The 16,721-nt window shown below is 72.5% G+C and carries 14 protein-coding genes; 4 read left to right on the forward strand and 10 right to left on the reverse strand.

What is annotated here, in order from left to right; all coding sequences use genetic code 11:
- Positions 1-130: 130 nt before the first annotated feature.
- The 7 genes from C8E84_RS05180 to rimP all read right to left on the reverse strand — a co-directional run bounded on the left by C8E84_RS05180 (position 131) and on the right by rimP (position 7,479).
- Positions 131-1,093 (reverse strand): bifunctional riboflavin kinase/FAD synthetase, encoded by a 963-nt coding sequence (locus tag C8E84_RS05180; protein ID WP_159900068.1) that lies wholly within the window; start codon positions 1,091-1,093, stop codon positions 131-133.
- Positions 1,094-1,102: 9 nt separating this feature from the next.
- Positions 1,103-2,050: a tRNA pseudouridine(55) synthase TruB gene (gene truB, locus C8E84_RS05185; RefSeq protein WP_159904510.1), complete on the reverse strand. Its 948-nt coding sequence runs from the start codon at positions 2,048-2,050 to the stop codon at positions 1,103-1,105.
- Positions 2,013-2,522 (reverse strand): 30S ribosome-binding factor RbfA, encoded by a 510-nt coding sequence (gene rbfA / locus C8E84_RS05190; protein WP_159900070.1) that lies wholly within the window; start codon positions 2,520-2,522, stop codon positions 2,013-2,015. Before rbfA ends, truB begins: the two co-directional genes overlap by 38 nt.
- 120 nt (positions 2,523-2,642) lie before the next feature.
- On the reverse strand, positions 2,643-5,450 hold the full coding sequence (gene infB / locus C8E84_RS05195) for a translation initiation factor IF-2 (RefSeq protein WP_159900072.1): 2,808 nt from the start codon (positions 5,448-5,450) through the stop codon (positions 2,643-2,645).
- A 58-nt stretch (positions 5,451-5,508) separates the two neighbouring features.
- Positions 5,509-5,877, reverse strand: coding sequence for a YlxR family protein (locus C8E84_RS05200; protein ID WP_281348915.1), 369 nt, complete (start codon positions 5,875-5,877; stop codon positions 5,509-5,511).
- A gap of 20 nt (positions 5,878-5,897) precedes the next feature.
- Positions 5,898-6,962, reverse strand: coding sequence for a transcription termination factor NusA (gene nusA / locus C8E84_RS05205; RefSeq protein ID WP_159900074.1), 1,065 nt, complete (start codon positions 6,960-6,962; stop codon positions 5,898-5,900).
- Between the two features lies 1 nt (position 6,963).
- On the reverse strand, positions 6,964-7,479 hold the full coding sequence (gene rimP, locus C8E84_RS05210) for a ribosome maturation factor RimP (protein WP_159900076.1): 516 nt from the start codon (positions 7,477-7,479) through the stop codon (positions 6,964-6,966).
- A 104-nt stretch (positions 7,480-7,583) separates the two neighbouring features.
- Between rimP and C8E84_RS05215 the strand changes: the two genes are divergently transcribed.
- The 3 genes from C8E84_RS05215 to C8E84_RS05225 all read left to right on the forward strand — a co-directional run bounded on the left by C8E84_RS05215 (position 7,584) and on the right by C8E84_RS05225 (position 11,677).
- Positions 7,584-8,591 (forward strand): hypothetical protein, encoded by a 1,008-nt coding sequence (locus C8E84_RS05215; RefSeq protein ID WP_159900078.1) that lies wholly within the window; start codon positions 7,584-7,586, stop codon positions 8,589-8,591.
- Positions 8,592-8,620: 29 nt separating this feature from the next.
- A complete protein-coding gene (locus C8E84_RS05220; protein ID WP_159900080.1) occupies positions 8,621-9,532 on the forward strand; it encodes an aminoglycoside phosphotransferase family protein in 912 nt (303 codons plus the stop codon).
- Between the two features lie 126 nt (positions 9,533-9,658).
- On the forward strand, positions 9,659-11,677 hold the full coding sequence (locus C8E84_RS05225; protein ID WP_159900082.1) for a thioredoxin domain-containing protein: 2,019 nt from the start codon (positions 9,659-9,661) through the stop codon (positions 11,675-11,677).
- Here C8E84_RS05225 and C8E84_RS05230 read toward each other — a convergent pair.
- The 3 genes from C8E84_RS05230 to C8E84_RS05240 are packed head-to-tail and all read right to left on the reverse strand — an operon-like array spanning position 11,664 to position 14,453.
- Positions 11,664-12,455, reverse strand: a complete 792-nt coding sequence (locus tag C8E84_RS05230; RefSeq protein ID WP_246196796.1) for an FAD:protein FMN transferase — start codon at positions 12,453-12,455, stop codon at positions 11,664-11,666. The genes C8E84_RS05225 and C8E84_RS05230 overlap by 14 nt on opposite strands.
- Positions 12,452-12,952: an FMN-binding protein gene (locus tag C8E84_RS05235; protein WP_159900084.1), complete on the reverse strand. Its 501-nt coding sequence runs from the start codon at positions 12,950-12,952 to the stop codon at positions 12,452-12,454. The genes C8E84_RS05230 and C8E84_RS05235 overlap by 4 nt, the downstream gene beginning before the upstream one ends.
- A 28-nt stretch (positions 12,953-12,980) precedes the next feature.
- A complete protein-coding gene (locus C8E84_RS05240) occupies positions 12,981-14,453 on the reverse strand; it encodes a ferredoxin reductase family protein (protein WP_246196797.1) in 1,473 nt (490 codons plus the stop codon).
- 145 nt (positions 14,454-14,598) lie between these two features.
- Between C8E84_RS05240 and C8E84_RS05245 the strand changes: the two genes are divergently transcribed.
- Positions 14,599-16,557: an alpha-amylase family protein gene (locus C8E84_RS05245; RefSeq protein WP_343041432.1), complete on the forward strand. Its 1,959-nt coding sequence runs from the start codon at positions 14,599-14,601 to the stop codon at positions 16,555-16,557.
- Positions 16,558-16,721: the final 164 nt, after the last annotated feature.

The raw sequence follows: 16,721 nt of genomic DNA on the forward strand, positions 1-16,721 counted from the left end.
TTGTTGTTACCGGTGAGTTGCCCCACGCACGCGCTCACGGCATCCAACCCGGCCTCAACCCCGACGAACGTGGGTGAAGATCGTCGTCCAGCCGACGATCATCACCCACGTTCGCGAAAGACGGTCTGGCTCAGTCCGGGACGATCCTCGCCAGCAGCTCGCGACAGCGCTCGACGTCGCTGGCCATGGCCTCGAGGAGCTCCTCGACGCTGTCGAAGCGCAGGGTGGGCCGGATGTGGGCGGTGAACTCGACCATCACGCGCTCGTCGTAGAGGTCGAGGTCGTCACGGTCGAGCACGTAGGCCTCGACCGTGCGCCGGTCCTGCGTCTGAAACGTCGGGTTCGTGCCGACGCTGATCGCCGCCGGCATGGTGCGGTCCGGCTCCCCGGGCGAGCGGTCCAGGCGGGTGAGCCACCCGGCATACACGCCCTCCTGGGGCACCAGGCCGAGCGAGTCCGCGGACAGGTTCGCCGTCGGGTAGCCCAGCCCCCGCCCCCGGTGGTTGCCGTGGACGACGGTGCCCACGACCCGGTGCGGACGGCCCAGGATGCGCGCGGCCTCACCGACCTCGCCGGCCCGCAGGTGGCTGCGCACGACGGTCGAGGAGAAGCGCTCGCCGTCACCCACGTCGTCGAGGGTGACGACCTCGAACCCGAACTGCTCCCCCAGGTCGGCCAGGGTCGAGACGTCGCCGGAGTTGCGGTACCCGAAGCGGGTGTCCATCCCGACGACCACACAGCGGGCCGACAACCCGCGCACGAAGACCTCGCGGACGAAGTCCTCCGGCTGCTGCATGGCGAACTCGGGGGTGAAGTCCATGACGAGCAGTCCGTCGATGCCGGTGTCCTCGATGAGGTCGTCGCGGATCTCGCCCGGGGCGATCAGCTCGGGGGCGGACTCGGGGCGAAGCACGGCCACCGGGTGCGGGTCGAAGGTCACCGCGACCGAGGGCAGGCCGAGCCGGTGCCCGGACTCGATGAGGGCGTTCAGCACGGCGCGGTGACCGCGGTGCACCCCGTCGAAGTTGCCGAGGGTGACGACGCAGGGCCTCAGGGCCTCAGGTGTCTCTGACGGGTCGGACCAACGGTGCACGCGCACACTCTACGAAGTCGAGGGCGAGAAGACGACGAGGCTGCGTGCGGTGGGACGGGACTCGTCCAGCATGGCCACGAGTCGCCCGTCCGGGGCGATCGCCGCAACCACCTCTGTGCGGCCCGCAAACTCTGACGGCAGCCGCTGCCCGAAGCCGATCGTGCGCGCCTGCGCCTCGTCGACCTCACGCACCGCGAACGCGGCGCGAGCCGCCTGCGCGAGGGGCGTGACCGGCATCCGTTCACCCTGGCGAGCCTCCAGGTCAGCCAGCGGGTGCGCGTGCTCGAGGGTGAACCCGCCGACGCGGGTGCGGCGCAGGGCGGTCAGGTGCCCCCCGGTGCCCAGCGCTGCGCCCAGGTCGCGCGCGAGGGCACGCACGTAGGTGCCGGACGACACGGTCACCTCGACGTCGACGTCGAGCACCACGGTGCCGTCGACGTCGAGGGCCCGCACGTCGCCGATCTCGAAGCGGGAGACGGTGACCGGGCGTGCGGGCAGGTCGACCGGCTCCCCCGCACGCACCCGGTGGTAGGCGCGCTCACCCTTGACCTTGATGGCGCTCACGGCGCTCGGGACCTGCTCGATGTCGCCCGTCAGGGTCGCGGCCGCGGCCCGCACGGCATCCACCTCGACACCCGCGGCCCCGGCGGATGCCGTGACCTCACCCTCCGCGTCGTCGGTCAGGGTCGACTGGCCGAGACGGATCGTCGCCGTGTAGTCCTTGTCGCACCCCACGAGGAAGGTCAGCAGCCGCGTCGCCCGACCGACCCCGAGCACGAGCACGCCGGTGGCCATGGGGTCGAGCGTGCCGGCGTGGCCCACCTTGCGGGTGGCGCACAACCGACGGCCACGCGCGACGACGTCGTGGCTGGTCCACCCCTGGGGCTTGTCGACGACGAGGATGCCGTCGGGCGTGGGGTCAGCGGGCGTCGTCACCGACGGCTTCGTCCACGTCATCCACGTCGTCACCGTCGCCACCGTCGATGTCTTCGGCGTCGTCCTCGTCGACCTCGCGGTCCTTCTTGTACGGGTCGGCGTCCCCGGCGTGCACGGCACCGGCAGCGGCCGCCGCCACGGCGGCGTCGCGCTCCTTGGCCTCGCGCAGGAGGTCCTCCAGATGCGCCGCGGTCTCCGGGATCGCGTCGGCGATGAACTCCAGCGACGGCGTGAGGCGGATGCCGAGCTGCTTGCCGACGAACGAGCGCAGCTTTCCGCGGTTCTGCTCGAGCAGGCGGGCGGTCTGCGCGCGCTGGGCGGCGTCGCCGAAGACGGTGTAGAAGAGCGAGGCGTGCTGGAGGTCACCGGTGACCTTGACGTCGGTGATCGTCACGAACCCGAGGTCGGGGTCCTTGACGATCGCGTCGAGGTTGGCTGCCGTCAGCGTCTTGATGCGGTCGGCGATCTTCTGGGCGCGTGCGGTGTCGGCCACGGCTCCTCCTTGAGGTCCTCGGATGGGGCGGCACCCACCCTAGTGACGGGTGCCGGTGACGGCGCCGGGCGGCATCCGGCCATTCGGATGCCGCCCGGTCACCGGTCGTGCTGCCTCGCGTCAGGCGCGGGGCTTTTCTCGCATCTCGTACGTGCTGATGAGGTCATCGAGCTGCAGGTCGTTGAAGGATCCGAGGTTGATACCGCACTCGAAGCCCTCGCGGACCTCGGTGACGTCGTCCTTGAACCGACGCAGACCGGCGATCTCGATGTTCTCGGCCACGACGACCCCGTTGCGGGTGATCCGCGCCCGGGTGCCGCGCTTGATCTCGCCGCTGCGAACGATCGAGCCGGCGATGTTGCCGAACTTGCTGCTGCGGAAGATCTCGCGGATCTGCGCGGTGCCGAGCTCGACCTCCTCGAACTCCGGCTTGAGCATGCCCTTGAGGGCCTGCTCGATCTCGTCGATCGCCTGGTAGATGACCGAGTAGTACCGGATCTCGACGCCCTCGCGCTCGGCGACCTCGGCGTTCTGGCCCTCGGCACGAACGTTGAAGCCGATGATGATGGCGTTGGAGGCCATCGCGAGGTTGATGTTGTTCAGCGTGATGGCGCCGACGCCGCGGTCGATGATCCGCAGGTCGACCTCCTCGCCGACGTCGATCTGGAGCAGGGCGTCCTCGAGCGCTTCGACGGAACCCGACACGTCACCCTTGAGGATGAGGTTGAGGGTGTCGACCTTGCCCGCCGCGAGGGCCTCGTTGAGGTCCTCGAGGGAGATGCGCTTGCGAGCCTTGGCCAGGCTGGCCTGGCGGTCGGCTGCTTCGCGCTTCTCGGCGATCTGGCGTGCCGTGCGGTCGTCGGGGGCGACGACGAAGGTGTCGCCGGCCCGCGGGACCGAGGACAGACCGAGCACCTGCACCGGACGCGACGGGGTCGCCTCGGTGAGCGCGTTGCCGTGCTCGTCGAGCATGGCCCGCACACGACCGTGCGAGGAGCCGGCGACGATCGCGTCACCGACCCGCAGCGTGCCGGACTGGATGAGCACGGTCGCCGTGGCGCCACGCCCCTTGTCCAGGTTCGCCTCGATGGCGATGCCGCGTGCGTCGCGGTCGGGGTTGGCCCGAAGGTCCAGCGCCGCGTCGGCGGTGAGCAGCACGGCCTCGAGCAGCTGGTCGATGTTCTGACCCTGCTTGGCCGAGACGTCAACGAACATCGTCTCGCCGCCGTACTCCTCTGCCACGAGGTTGTACTCGGTCAGCTGCTGACGGATCTTGCTCGGGTTGGCACCCTCGACGTCGATCTTGTTGACCGCGACGACGATCGGCACGTCGGCCGCCTGGGCGTGGTTGAGCGCCTCGATGGTCTGCGGCATGACGCCGTCGTCCGCCGCGACCACGAGGATCGCGATGTCGGTGACCTTGGCACCACGGGCACGCATGGCGGTGAACGCCTCGTGACCCGGGGTGTCGATGAAGGTGATCGGCCGGTCGACGCCCTCGTGCTCCTTGTGGATCTGGTAGGCGCCGATGTGCTGGGTGATGCCGCCGGCCTCGCCGGCAGCGACCTCGGCGTTGCGGATCGCGTCGAGCAGACGCGTCTTGCCGTGGTCGACGTGACCCATGACGGTGACGACGGGCGGGCGGGCCTCGAGGTCGTCCTCGTCCTCGGAGTCGACACCGATCTCGAGGTCGATGTTGAAGGAGTCGAAGAGCTCGCGCTCCTCCTCCTCCGGGGAGACCATGCGGATGTCGTAGCCGAGCTCGCTGCCGAGGAGCTTGAAGGTGTCCTCGTCCAGGCTCTGGGTGGCCGTGGCCATCTCACCGAGGTGGAACAGCACCGTCACCAGCGAACCGGGGTTGGCGTTGATCTTGTCGGCGAAGTCGGACAGGCTCGCGCCCTGACGGATCTGGATGATCGTCGTGCCGTCACCACGGGGGACGCTCACACCGCCGATCGACGGTGCCTGCATCTCCTCGAACTCCATGCGCTTCGCGCGCTTGGACTTGCGGGCACGACCGGGTCGTCCACCGCCACGGCCGAAGGCACCCTGGGTGCCACCGCGACCGCCGGGGCCGCTGCGGAAACCACCGGGGCCGCCCGGACGGCCGGCGAAACCGCCACCGCCACCACCGGGTCGCGCACCTGCGCCACCGGGCGCACCGGGGCGACCGGCGCCACGGGCCGGACGCTCACCCGGACGGCCGACCGCAGAACGGTCGGGCATCATGCCGGGGCTGGGGCGCGGGCCACCGGGGCGCGGACCGGCAGCGCCGGCACCTGCACCACCGGGGCGAGGACCGCCCGGACGGCTCTGCGGCCGGGGCATGCCCTGGCTCGGAGCGAAGGGGTTGTTGCCGGGGCGAGCGGGCTCGCGGGTGCGACCCATCCCCTGGCTCGGCGCGAACGGATTGTTGCCCGGGCGCGGGGTGTTCGGACGCGGCGCGCCGGGACGCGGTGCGCCCTGGCCGGCGCCACCCTCGCGGGCGGCAGGTGCGGCCGGGGCTGCCGGAGCAGCGGGAGCCGCCGGGGCGGGGGCTGCCGGCGCAGGTGCCGACGGAGCCGCGGGGGCCGGCGCGGCCGGGGCTGCCGCCGCAGGTGCTGCCGGGGCTGCGGGCGCCGGAGCCGACGGAGCGGCGGGAGCCGGTGCCGACGGGGCGGGCGCAGCGGGAGCGGGGGCTGCCGGAGCAGGCGTCGCCGCGGCCGGTGCCGACGGGGCTGCCGGTGCCGGACGCGCCGGAGCAGCAGGTGCTGCCGGGGCAGCAGGAGCCTCGGCAGGGTACTTCTCGTTGTAGCGCCGGACCACGGGGGCTTCCACCGTCGAACTGGCGCTCTTGACGTACTCGCCCATGCCGTTCAGGCGCTCGAGGAGGACCTTGCTGGTCACTCCGAGCTCCTTGGCAAGTGCGCTCACACGGACTTTAGACACTTTTCTCCTGTCCAGGTCCGTGCGTCGTGCGCGGACCGTCGTTACAGCTGGGGGGTGCTCATCGCTGAGTACTCATCGGGTGCTCATCAGCGTCAAACCCGCTTTCGGTTTCATGCTCGGACGGTGGTTCCTGCAGGTGGGCCCTGACCCAGTGCTCGACGGCACTGTGGTCGGCGGGTGTGCTCGTTCGCAACGCCCGACCGAACGCCCGCCGACGAACGGCGAGCTCCAGGCACGAGAACCCCGGGTGCAGCCATGCGCCGCGCCCCGGGAGACGGCGCTCAGGATCGGGGAGAACGACAGGGATGCCGTCCGCGCCGGTCCCGAGGACCACTCGCAGGAGTGCCGACCGGCTATCCGCCCCACGACACCCGATACAGGTGCGAATCGGGTGACCGGGCCGGAGTCCAGTCCGATCGGTAACCACCAGCCTACCGCCTAGGTGCCCTATGAGGCGCCATCGGCGCGGGAGGGGGCCACGGCATCCGCCGCCCCGGGGTCGGTGTCGGGGCGGATGTCGATGCGCCAGCCCGTCAGTTTGGCGGCCAGTCGGGCGTTCTGACCCTCGCGGCCGATCGCCAGCGACAACTGGTAGTCGGGCACGACGACGCGGGCCGCGCGCAGCTTGGAGTCCACGATCGTGACCGAGGTGACCCGTGACGGGGACAAGGCCGCCGCGATGAACGTCGCCGGGTCGTTCGACCAGTCGACGATGTCGATCTTCTCGCCGTGCAGCTCGGCCATCACGGCCCGCACCCGGGCACCCATCGGACCGATGCACGCACCCTTGGCGTTCAGGCCGGCGACCGTGGTGTGGACCGCGAGCTTGGTGCGGTGACCGGCCTCGCGGGCGAGGGCCTCGATCGTGACGCTGCCGTCGGCGATCTCGGGCACCTCGAGGGCGAACAGCTTGCGCACGAGGTTCGGGTGGGTACGGGAGAGCTCGATCTGGGGGCCACGCATGCCGCGCTTGACCGAGGTGACGTAGCAGCGCAGGCGCTGCCCGTGGACGTACTTCTCCCCCGGCACCTGCTCGGCGAGGGGCAGGATCCCCTCGACCGTGCCGAAGTCGACGGTCACGTGGCGCGGCACCGGGCTCTGCTGGATGACGCCCGCGACGAGCTCACCCTCGCGGCCCTTGAAGTCGCCGAGGATGGCGTCGTCCTCGATGTCGCGCAGTCGCTGCACGATGACCTGGCGGGCGGTCGCGGCGGCGACCCGGCCGAAGCCGCTCGGGGTGTCGTCGAACTCCGGGCCGAGCTCACGGCGGGGACGCACGGGGTTGCCCTCGTCGTCGACCGCACCCTCCTCGGCGGGGACCTCGAACTCCTCACGCGCCCAGATGACGACGTGCCCGGTCTTGCGGTCGAGCTCGGCGCGCGAGACCCGGTAGTGCCCCTCGGTGCGCTGGTAGGCGAGCGTGATCGCCTGCTCGATCGCCTGGATGAGGACATCCATGGAGATGCCTCGCTCGCGCTCGAGCGCGCGCAGTGCGGTCAGGTCGATGTCCATGTCAGCTGTCCTTGTCGTCCGGTCGGGCGAACTCGACCTGCACCGCGGCACGTTCGAGGCCGGCATACGCCAGGGTCTGCGTGCGCGAGGGGGTCGAGCGGGTGGCGGGGATGTCGAGCGTCACGTCGGTGCCGCTGGCCCGCAGCACGCGGCCGGTGACCTCCTGGCCGTCGTGGGTGGCGGTGACGAGGCGGCCGACGTTGCGCCGGAAGTGGCGCGGGAGGGTCAGCGGGCGGCCGACGCCCGGAGAGGAGACCTCGAGCGTGTAGGGCTGCTCGCCCATGAGGTCGCTCGCGTCGAGGGCGTCGCTGACCGCGCGCGTGGCATCGGCGACCTCGTCGAGGGTGAGGGGATCGGTCGGCTCGTCGGCGACGTCCTGCGGGCCCGGGTCGCGGTCGACGAGGACCTTGACGACGCGGCGGCGGCCCGCGGGGGTCACGGCGACGTCCTCGAGAACGAGGCCGATGCCCTCCACCGCGTCCTGCACGGTCGGGCGGATGCCGTCTGCAGTGGTCATCGTGCTGCCCGTCCTCTGGTGTGAAGTTTGTCGTCGGCGGGTGGCCGCCGCCCACCACTGTAAGCCAGGTCGGGCCGTGCTCCGGCCCGTGCGATGATGCGCGCATGGGTGAGGCGGCACGTCCGGGGGTCTCCAGAAGGGCTTTCCTCGCGGCCTCCCTGGGCGCCTTCGCCCTCCCGACGGGGGCGTGCGGTATCCGGCTCGAGGACGACGCCCCACGCGTGCCGCTCGTCCCGACGCGCACCCCGATCCCCCTCGAGAGCGAGCTCGTCGCCCTCACCGGCGAGACCCTCGCCCTGGCCACCCAGGCGGGCACCGTGCCGGGTGCGCTCGCCGCCAGCCTCGCCTCCATCCACCGGCGCCAGCACACGGTGTTGCGCACGACGCTGCTGCGCGGGCAGGTGCCGCTGCCACTCGTCGACGGCCCCGCCGCGTCGCCGAGTGCATCCTCCGGGTCACCGAGTGCATCACCCGACCCCGCCACCGGCGCCCCGTCCCCCTCAGCCAGCCCCACGGCATCCACGATCGAGAGCCTCGCGGCCGCCGAGGCCGAGTCGGCCGTGCGCGCCGCCGAGTTCGCCGGCGCCGAGGCCGACCTGCTCGCCACCCTGGCCGCACTGCACGCGCAACGCTTCGCGGCGGCGACGCTGCTGTCCGGCACCTCCCCGAAGGTCGGCGGGGGTGCTGTCGCCGGTGATGCCGTCGAGGCCATGGCGGCGAGCACGAGTGCCGCGATCTACCTGTTCGAGGTGGTCGTTGCCCGCACGTCCGGGCGGGTTCGGAACCGGGCCGACACCACCGTGCGGGTGCTCCGCTCGGTGCGCGCCGACCAGGTGGCCGGCGGGGCCGACCCCGCAAGCACGCTCGGTCAGCCGCTCCCCTTCCCCGTGACGACCGCGGCGGATGCCGCTCGGCTGGCTCGCGAGGCGATGCTCGCGTTGCGCTCGGGGTACGGCGAACACCTCGGGGCGCTGGCCGCGACCGGTGCAGTGCCCGGAGCCGATGCTGATGCCGGTGCGGGGCTGGCTGCCGCGACGCGGTGGCTCGGCGCCGTCGAGGTGCAGGCGAACCGCTGGGGTGTGGCCCTGGCCCCCTTCCCCGGCCTCACGTGACCCGCTCGTGAGCTCCTGGTGGGCACCTCGTGCGTGAGCACCTCGTGAGCCGGGTGGTGCTGCCGCCCGCCTGGGTCGCGCGCGTCGAGGGCTACCCCGCCGACGGGGGGCCGACGGGTGCGGCGTGGCTGGCGACCGTCCCCCGCCTGATCGACGAGGCGCTGCAGCGGTGGGGGCTGGTCGTCGACGGCGAGCCGCGCACCGGGTGGACCGCGGTGGTCGTCCCGGTGCGCCGCGACGGCGAGGCCCTCGCGCTCAAGGTGGCCTGGCCGCATCCCGAGGGCGCGCACGAGGCCCTGGCGCTGCGCACGTGGGCGGGCTCGGGAGCTGTGCGGCTCGTCGCCGCGCTGCCGTCGGACGGGGTGCTGCTGCTCGAGCGGCTCGACGCCGACCGCGACCTGAGCGAGGTGTGGGTCGACGAGGCGTGCGAGGTGGTGGGCGGGTTGCTCCGGCAGCTGCGCGTGCCCGCGCCGCCGCAGTTCCCCCGGCTCCCGGAGTACCTCGCACCACACCTGGAGCGGATGCCGGGGCGGGCCGCCGTGCCCCGTCGGGTCGTCACGCGCACGGTCGGGCTTGCTCGTGAACTGCTCTCCGGTGCGGTGCCCGAGGTGCTGCTGCACACCGACCTGCACGTCGAGAACGTGCTCATGGGGTCGCAGGGCTGGACCGCGATCGACCCGAAGCCGGTCGCGGGCCACCCTGCGTTCGACCTGTTTCCGTTGCTGCACAACCGTGTTGACGAACTCGGGACGGGGTCGGCGTTCCGCTGGTCGGTGCGGCACCGGGTGTCGGTGGCTGCCGAGGCCGCGGGGATCGACCTCGACGAGGCCTTTGCCTGGACGCTGCTGAGGGCCGGGGTCGAGGTCAGCTGGGTCACCGAGACCGGCGACGCTGCCGACGTGAGCCTGCACGTGGCCCTCACCAAGGCCCTCGACGAGTAGCCGCCGCTCCGCTGGGGCGGCAGCCGAGGCTGGTCGAGTCGACGCCGGGTCGAATCGCAGGTGCACGGATCTGCGGGCGGTAGCACCTCGACCCCGCGTGGCCTCCTCGCGGCATACGGTGGGGAGATGGCGAACCGGCTCGCACACTCGCTCAGCCCCTACCTCCTCCAGCACGCTGACAACCCCGTCGACTGGTGGGAGTGGGGCGACGACGCCTTCGCCGAGGCCGAGCGGCGCGACGTGCCGATCCTGCTCTCGGTGGGCTATGCGGCCTGCCACTGGTGCCACGTCATGGCCCACGAGTCGTTCGAGGACGAGCAGGTCGCCGCCGCCGTGAACGGGCGCTTCGTCGCGGTGAAGGTCGACCGCGAGGAGCGCCCCGACGTCGACGCGGTCTACATGTCGGCCACGACCGCCCTCACCGGGCACGGGGGCTGGCCGATGACCTGCCTGCTCACGCCGTCGGGCGACCCCTTCTTCGCGGGCACGTACCTGCCGAGGGCCCAGTTCCTCCAGCTCCTGGACGGCGCGGCCCACGCGTGGGAGACCGACCGCGAGCGCGTGCTGACCTCCGGAGCGACCGTTGCCGAACGCCTGCGTGAGCTCACCGGCCCACCGGCACCGACAGTCGTCGACGCCGACGTCTGCGACACGGCCGTGCGGCGGCTGCGGTCGACCTACGACGACGCCCGAGGAGGGTTCGGCGGGGCCCCGAAGTTCCCGCCGTCGATGGTGCTGGAGTTCCTGCTGCGCCACCACGCCCGCACGGGGTCGGCCGACGCCCTCGCGATGGCCACCGGCACCGCGCACGCCATGGCCCGGGGAGGCCTCTACGACCAGCTCGGGGGTGGGTTCGCCCGCTACTCCGTCGATGCCGACTGGGTGGTGCCGCACTTCGAGAAGATGCTCTACGACAACGCCCTGCTGCTGCGCGTCTACGCCCACCTGTGGCGCGCGACCGGCGACGACCTCGCGCTGCGGGTGGCCCACGAGACCGCGGACTTCCTGCTACGGGACCTGCGTACCGAGCAGGGCGCCTTCGCCTCGGCCCTCGACGCCGACACCGTCGTCGACGGGCACTCGCACGAGGGTCTGACGTATGCGTGGACCCCGGCCCAGCTCGTCGAGGTGCTCGGACCCGACGACGCAGAGCGCGCGGCCCGCCTCCTCGGCGTCACCGCGAGCGGGACCTTCGAGGCCGGGTCGTCCACCCTGCAGCTGCGCCAGGACCCCGACGACCTCCCGTGGTGGGCCGGGGTGCGGGCCCGGCTGCTGGCCGCACGCACCACCCGCCCGCAGCCGAGTCGCGACGACAAGGTCGTGACGGCGTGGAACGGCCTGGCCATCGCGGCCCTGGTCGACGCCGGTGTGCTGCTCGAGCGTGCGGACCTCGTCACGGCCGCCGAGGTTGCCGCTGCCCACGTCCTCGACACCCACGACGTCCCGGCATCCGAGCGTGCCGACGACGGTGACCGGATGCTGCGGCGCACCTCCCGCGCCGGGCGCGTCGGCCCAGCCCCCGCGGTCCTGGACGACCACGCCGACCTCGCCGAGGGCCTGCTCGCCCTCCACCAGGCGACGGGAGATCCACGCTGGGGTGAGGCGGCGGCATCCCTGCTCGAGCGTGCCCTCGACCGCTTCGTCGACGCCGACGGCACCGTGCACGACACCGCCCACGACGCGCCCGCCCTGTTCTCCCGGCCGGCGAACCGTTCGGACAACGCCGAGCCGAGCGGGGTGTCCGCCCTGGCCGGCGCGCTGCTCACCCATGGGGCGCTCACCGGGTCGGCCGAACACCTCCAGGCGTCTCGGGCCGCGCTCGACGCCTGCGGCCCGGTCGCCGCGCAGGACCCGCGCTTCGCCGGGTGGGCGCTGGCTGTCGCGGAGGCAACCGCAGCCGGGCCCCTCCAGGTCGCCGTCGTGGGCGAGGGCCCCGCCGCGCGGGCGCTGCTGCGGACGGCGCGCGCCAGCACCTCCCCCGGCCTCGTCGTCATGCACGGGATGCCGGACGCCCCCGGCCGCGCGCTCCTCGCCGACCGGCCCCTCGTCGACGGAGGACCGGCCGCCTACGTGTGCCGGGGCTTCGTCTGCGATCGCCCGGTCACCGACACCGAGGCCCTCGGCGCGGCGCTCAGATCACGATGAGGTCGTAGGCGGGGTCGCGCTCCTCGATGAGGGCGCGGGCGCGCTGCGGGTCGACCCAGGCGGCCGTCGCCCACACGTCGGCCCACATCAGGTCGGGGCCGACCACGGTGGCCGACCCGGCGCGCACGATGCCCCGGCCGGTCCGCGGGTCGACGACGTGCCCGCCACGGATGGCGGCCCCCGACGTGGCGACCGCACCCTGGGTCACCGTGACCACGCGCGCGAGCCCGCCGCGCTGCCTGGGGTCCTCGATGCCGATGCGCCACGGCGGGGCCTGGTCGACCCCGGTGCCCGTCCCGACGACCACGTCTCCCCCGGCGCCGATGCTGTACGCGATCTCGGGGGCGATGCGCAGGTGCTCGGCGGCCGCTGCCACCGCCCAGCCCTTGACCAGACCCGTGGGGTCGAAGCTGAGCCGCCCTCCGGGCCGCCTGCGCCAGGCGCGAAAGAACCCGTCGGTGCGGTCCTCGGCCTCGAGACAGAGGTCGGTGACCTCGGCGAGCCACGGGTGCACCTCGTCGACCCCGTCGACCTCACCGATCTCACCGTGCTGGATGCGCAACAAGTCGCTGTCGGCGCGCCACGTGCTGAGCACCGCGTCGACCCGGCGCAGGTGGGCGAAGACCCGCGCGGCGGCAGCCTCGACGTCGCTGCGGGAGGTGTCGACCGCGCGGACGTGCACGCTCACCGGCATCCCCATGACCTGGTCGACGAAGGCGCGGCGGGCGAGCACCGGGGGGTGCGCCCCGGCGAGGGTGTCGGCGAGTGCGGAGGTCACAGGTTCGCCTGGTCGATGGCCGACTGCAACGACCGGATGTAGGCCTCGGAGGTGTACGTCGCACCCGAGACCATGTCGATGTCGGCGCTCTGCGCGTCGACGGCCTCGGCGTTGAGCACGGGCACCGCGCGGCCGTTGATCTGCTGGTCCTTGCGGTCGCTCCACGGCACCTGGGTGACCTCGGATGCCGTGATCCTCCCGTTCTCGACGGTGATCTGGACCTGCACGTTGCCGAACTTGGTCATGATGGCGTCGCCGACGACGGTCTGGGCTGCCGAGGAGGACTGCGATCCCGAGTCGGTGCCGGAGTCGGTGCTCGACCCCGAGTCGGTGCTCGACCCCGAGTCGGTCTCGGGGGCCGCGCCGCCGCTGCCGGTCGACCCTTGGGCGACGATGCTCGTGGCCGAGCCCGAGGTGGCCTCGGTGGAAGTGTGGTAGCTGAACAGCAGCACGAGGGCGGAGGTCGTCGCGAGCAGCCAGAGGGTGATGCGGCGCATGGGTGGGTCCCTTCTCGGATCAGGTGGATCAGGAGGTGAAGCGCTCGAGGTGCACGCGGTCGCGGGGAACTCCCGCGGCTCGCGCGGCAGCCCGTGCGGCGGTCATCCAGCCGTCGGCACCGCACAGGTAGACGTCGTGGTGGGCGACGTCGGGCACGATCTCGCGCAGGGCGTCGACATCGGTGAGGTGCCGGGCCTGCTCCGGCAGCCAGCTCGCGCGGCCGGTGATCCGAGGACCCTCGACCATGAGGTACCGGGCACCCCGGGCAGCGGCCAACTCAGCCAGCTCGTCGGCGAGCACGGCCTCGCTGCGACTGCGCACCCGGTGCACGACGGTGACGTCGCCCGGGCCCTGGGGCAGGTCCTCGAGGATGGCGCGCAGCGGGGTGATGCCGATGCCACTGCCCATGAGCAGGACCTTGCGCTGGGTGCGGACCCCGTCGTGCAGGCGCCCGTAGGGGCCCTCGACCATGACCCTCGTGCCGGGCCGAAGGGTGGCCAGGCGTCGCGAGCCGTCACCGACGTGAGCTGCGGTGAAGCGCAGGGTGGCACCGTCCGGCGCCGCGGAGATCGAGTAGGGGTTGGCCCGCGACCACCCCGGCCCGTCGAGGAAGCGCCACTGGAAGAACTGCCCGGCGCGCACCGGCATCCGCGTGATCCCGCGACCGGCGACGGTCACGGTGGTCGCGTCCGGACCCTCGGCCCGAACGTCCACGACGCGCAACGACCCGGCGAACGAGCGCCACAGGGGCAGCAGCACCCGGAAGAGGATCACCGCGCCGGCGGTGCTGGCCCACAGCCCCCACCAGAACACCGTGGCGAGCGTCGAGGAGAGGAACTCCGCGCCCGTCCAGAGCTGGTGCGGCAGGGCCAGCCCCGCCCCGAGGTAGGCGTAGAGGTGGATGAGGTGCCAGGACTCGTAGCGCAGTCGCGCCCGGGCCTTCTTCACCGACGTGACGACGACCATGACGAGCGCGAGCGTGCCGGCGAGCGCCAGCAGCATCCCCGGGTAGGTGACGACGAGGTCGACGAGGGTGCCCCACACGCCGGCATCGGTCGATGCCGCGTACCCGAGGGTGATGAGCACGATGTGGGCGAGCACGAGGGTGAACGAGGTGAAGCCGACGAGGCGGTGCACGCGGGTCAACTCGTCCTGCCCCCACGCCTGCTCGACCCACGGGATACGGGCCATCAGCCCCACCTGGAGCAGCAGGAGCGCCGAGCCGACGAGACCGGTGAGCCGCCCTGTCGAGGTGAGGAACCCTGCGGTGCTGCCGAGGTCCTGGATGCCGCCGCCGCCCACCCACAGGCCGATGGTGAAGAGCACGACGCCCCAGCCGAGCGCGGCGCTGAGGTCGCGCCACCGGCGAGGCACCGGCCCGAGGCGGCGGCGGGGCGTCGCACCCTCGAGACCCGAGGGACCCGGGCGACCCGGGAGGTGCGACGCACCACGAAGGTGGGCGGACGGCATCCGGGAGGTGGTGACGGTGCTCGAGCTCATGCGACCACCGTCGCCGGGCAACCTGTGGGCCTCCTGTGGATGGTCTGGGCCTGCCCTGTCGCTTGGCTCCGGCGGGCGGCGGACCTGATGATCACCGTGTCGGACGACCCTCGATGTGGGCGCCGGGATGGGCAAGAATGCGCAGGTGAGCGCTGCCGTGCCCCCGCCCCCGTCCCCTGCCGTGACGACCTCTGCGACGTCTGCCGGGTCACCTCCCGCGACGTCCCTTCCTGCCGGGGTGTCCCCTGACCGGGAGGTGATGTTCCGCGCCCGGGTCGCCCGGTGGTGGCCCGACCTGTTCACCGGTCTGCGGACGGCCTACGGCGACGAGCGGGCCGCCGCACTGGGTGCCGACCTGATCGAGCTCGCGGGGGCTGCCTTCGCCGCCCGGTCGGACCGGCTGCACGTGCGGGATCTCGAGCGCATGCTGCGCCCCGACTGGCTCCAGGACCCCTCGATGATCGGCTACGCGACGTACACCGAGCGCTTCGCGGGTGACCTGCGCGGGGTCGTCGACCGCCTCCCCTACCTCGACGAGCTCGGGGTGCGCTACCTGCACCTCATGCCGCTGCTGCGCCCCCGCGAGGGCGACAGTGACGGCGGCTATGCCGTGGCCGACTACCGGGCGGTGCGCGCCGACCTGGGCTCGATGGACGACCTCGAGCACCTCGCGGCCAGGATGCACGACGCCGGGATGAGCCTGGTGCTCGACCTCGTGCTCAACCACGTCGCCCGTGAGCACGAGTGGGCGGTGCTCGCCCGGGCGGGCGACCCGGTCTACCGCGAGTACTTCCACGTCTTCCCCGACCGCGAGATGCCGGACGCGTACGAGGCGACCCTGCCCGAGGTCTTTCCCGACTTCGCCCCCGGCAACTTCACCTGGGACGAGGACCTCCAGGGTTGGGTGTGGACGACCTTCAACGAGTTCCAGTGGGACGTCAACTGGGGCAACCCGGCGGTGCTGCGCGAGTACGCGTCGATCATCCTCGACCTGGCCAACCGCGGCGTCGACGTGCTGCGCCTGGACGCCATCGCCTTCCTGTGGAAGCGCCTGGGCACCGACTGCCAGGGCGAACCCGAGGTGCACGCCCTCACCCAGGTGCTGCGGGCCGTGACCCGGATCGCCTGCCCCGCTGTCGCCTTCAAGGCCGAGGCGATCGTGGCCCCGATCAAGCTGCTGCCCTACCTCGGAACCGGCGCCTACACCGGCAAGGTCAGCGACCTCGCCTACCACAACAGCCTCATGGTGCACGTCTGGTCGATGCTCGCCTCGCAGGACGTCCGGCTCGCCGCGCAGGCCCTCGGGTCGTTGTCGCCGAAGCCCACGACGGGCACCTGGCTGACCTACCTGCGCTGCCACGACGACATCGGCTGGGCGATCATGGACGAGGATGCCGGCGCCGTCGGGTTGAACGGGCACGCGCACCGCAACTTCCTGTGGCACTGGTACTCCGGTGACCACTTCGGCTCACCCGCTCGGGGGCTGGTCTTCCAGTACAACCCGGAGACCGACGACGGGCGCACGAGTGGCACCGCGGCATCCCTCATCGGCCTCCAGTCGGCCGGTTCTGCGGCGGAAGTCGAGTCCGCGGCGGCGGCCCTGCGCCTGGCCAACGCGATGGTGCTCGGGTGGGGCGGCATCCCGGTCATCTGGAGCGGTGACGAGCTCGGGCAGCCGAACGACCCGCGGTGGGCGCTCGAACCCGGGCACGGCGACGACAACCGGTGGGCGCACCGGCCGCGGCTGGACTGGGAGCGGGCCGAGTCGCGGCACGACCGCACGACGACGGCCGGCCGGGTGTTCGGCGACCTCGTCGAGCTCGTGCGGGCCCGCGGTTCGCTGGTGCACCTGCACGGGTCGGTCGAGACGCAGATCGGGCCGGTCGATGACCCCGGTGTGCTGGTGACCCTGCGTGAGCACCCGGTCGGGCGGTTCGTCGGGGTCTACAACGTGACGCCGCAGTGGCGGATGTGGCCCGGCTGGCGGGTCAACGAGCTCGGTGTGGCGGATGCCGTGGACCGGATCACCGGGGACGCCTTGCCGTGGGGTGGGGACGGCAACGTGTGGCTGCCGCCCTTCGCCGCCCTCTGGCTGACCACCTGACCTCCCCCACCCTGCCCTCCCCCACCCTGCCCGCCCCCGCCCAGACCCCCCTCCCCCCTCCTCGCGAACGTGGGTGAAGATCGTCGGCTGGACGACGATTTTCACCCACGTTCGCGGGGCCTGTGGATGACGCCGGAGCGGCGTCGCCGGTTTTCGCCATGATC

Origin of the sequence: Ornithinibacter aureus (assembly GCF_009858245.1) — a bacterium.
GTDB lineage: Bacteria > Actinomycetota > Actinomycetes > Actinomycetales > Dermatophilaceae > Fodinibacter > Fodinibacter aureus.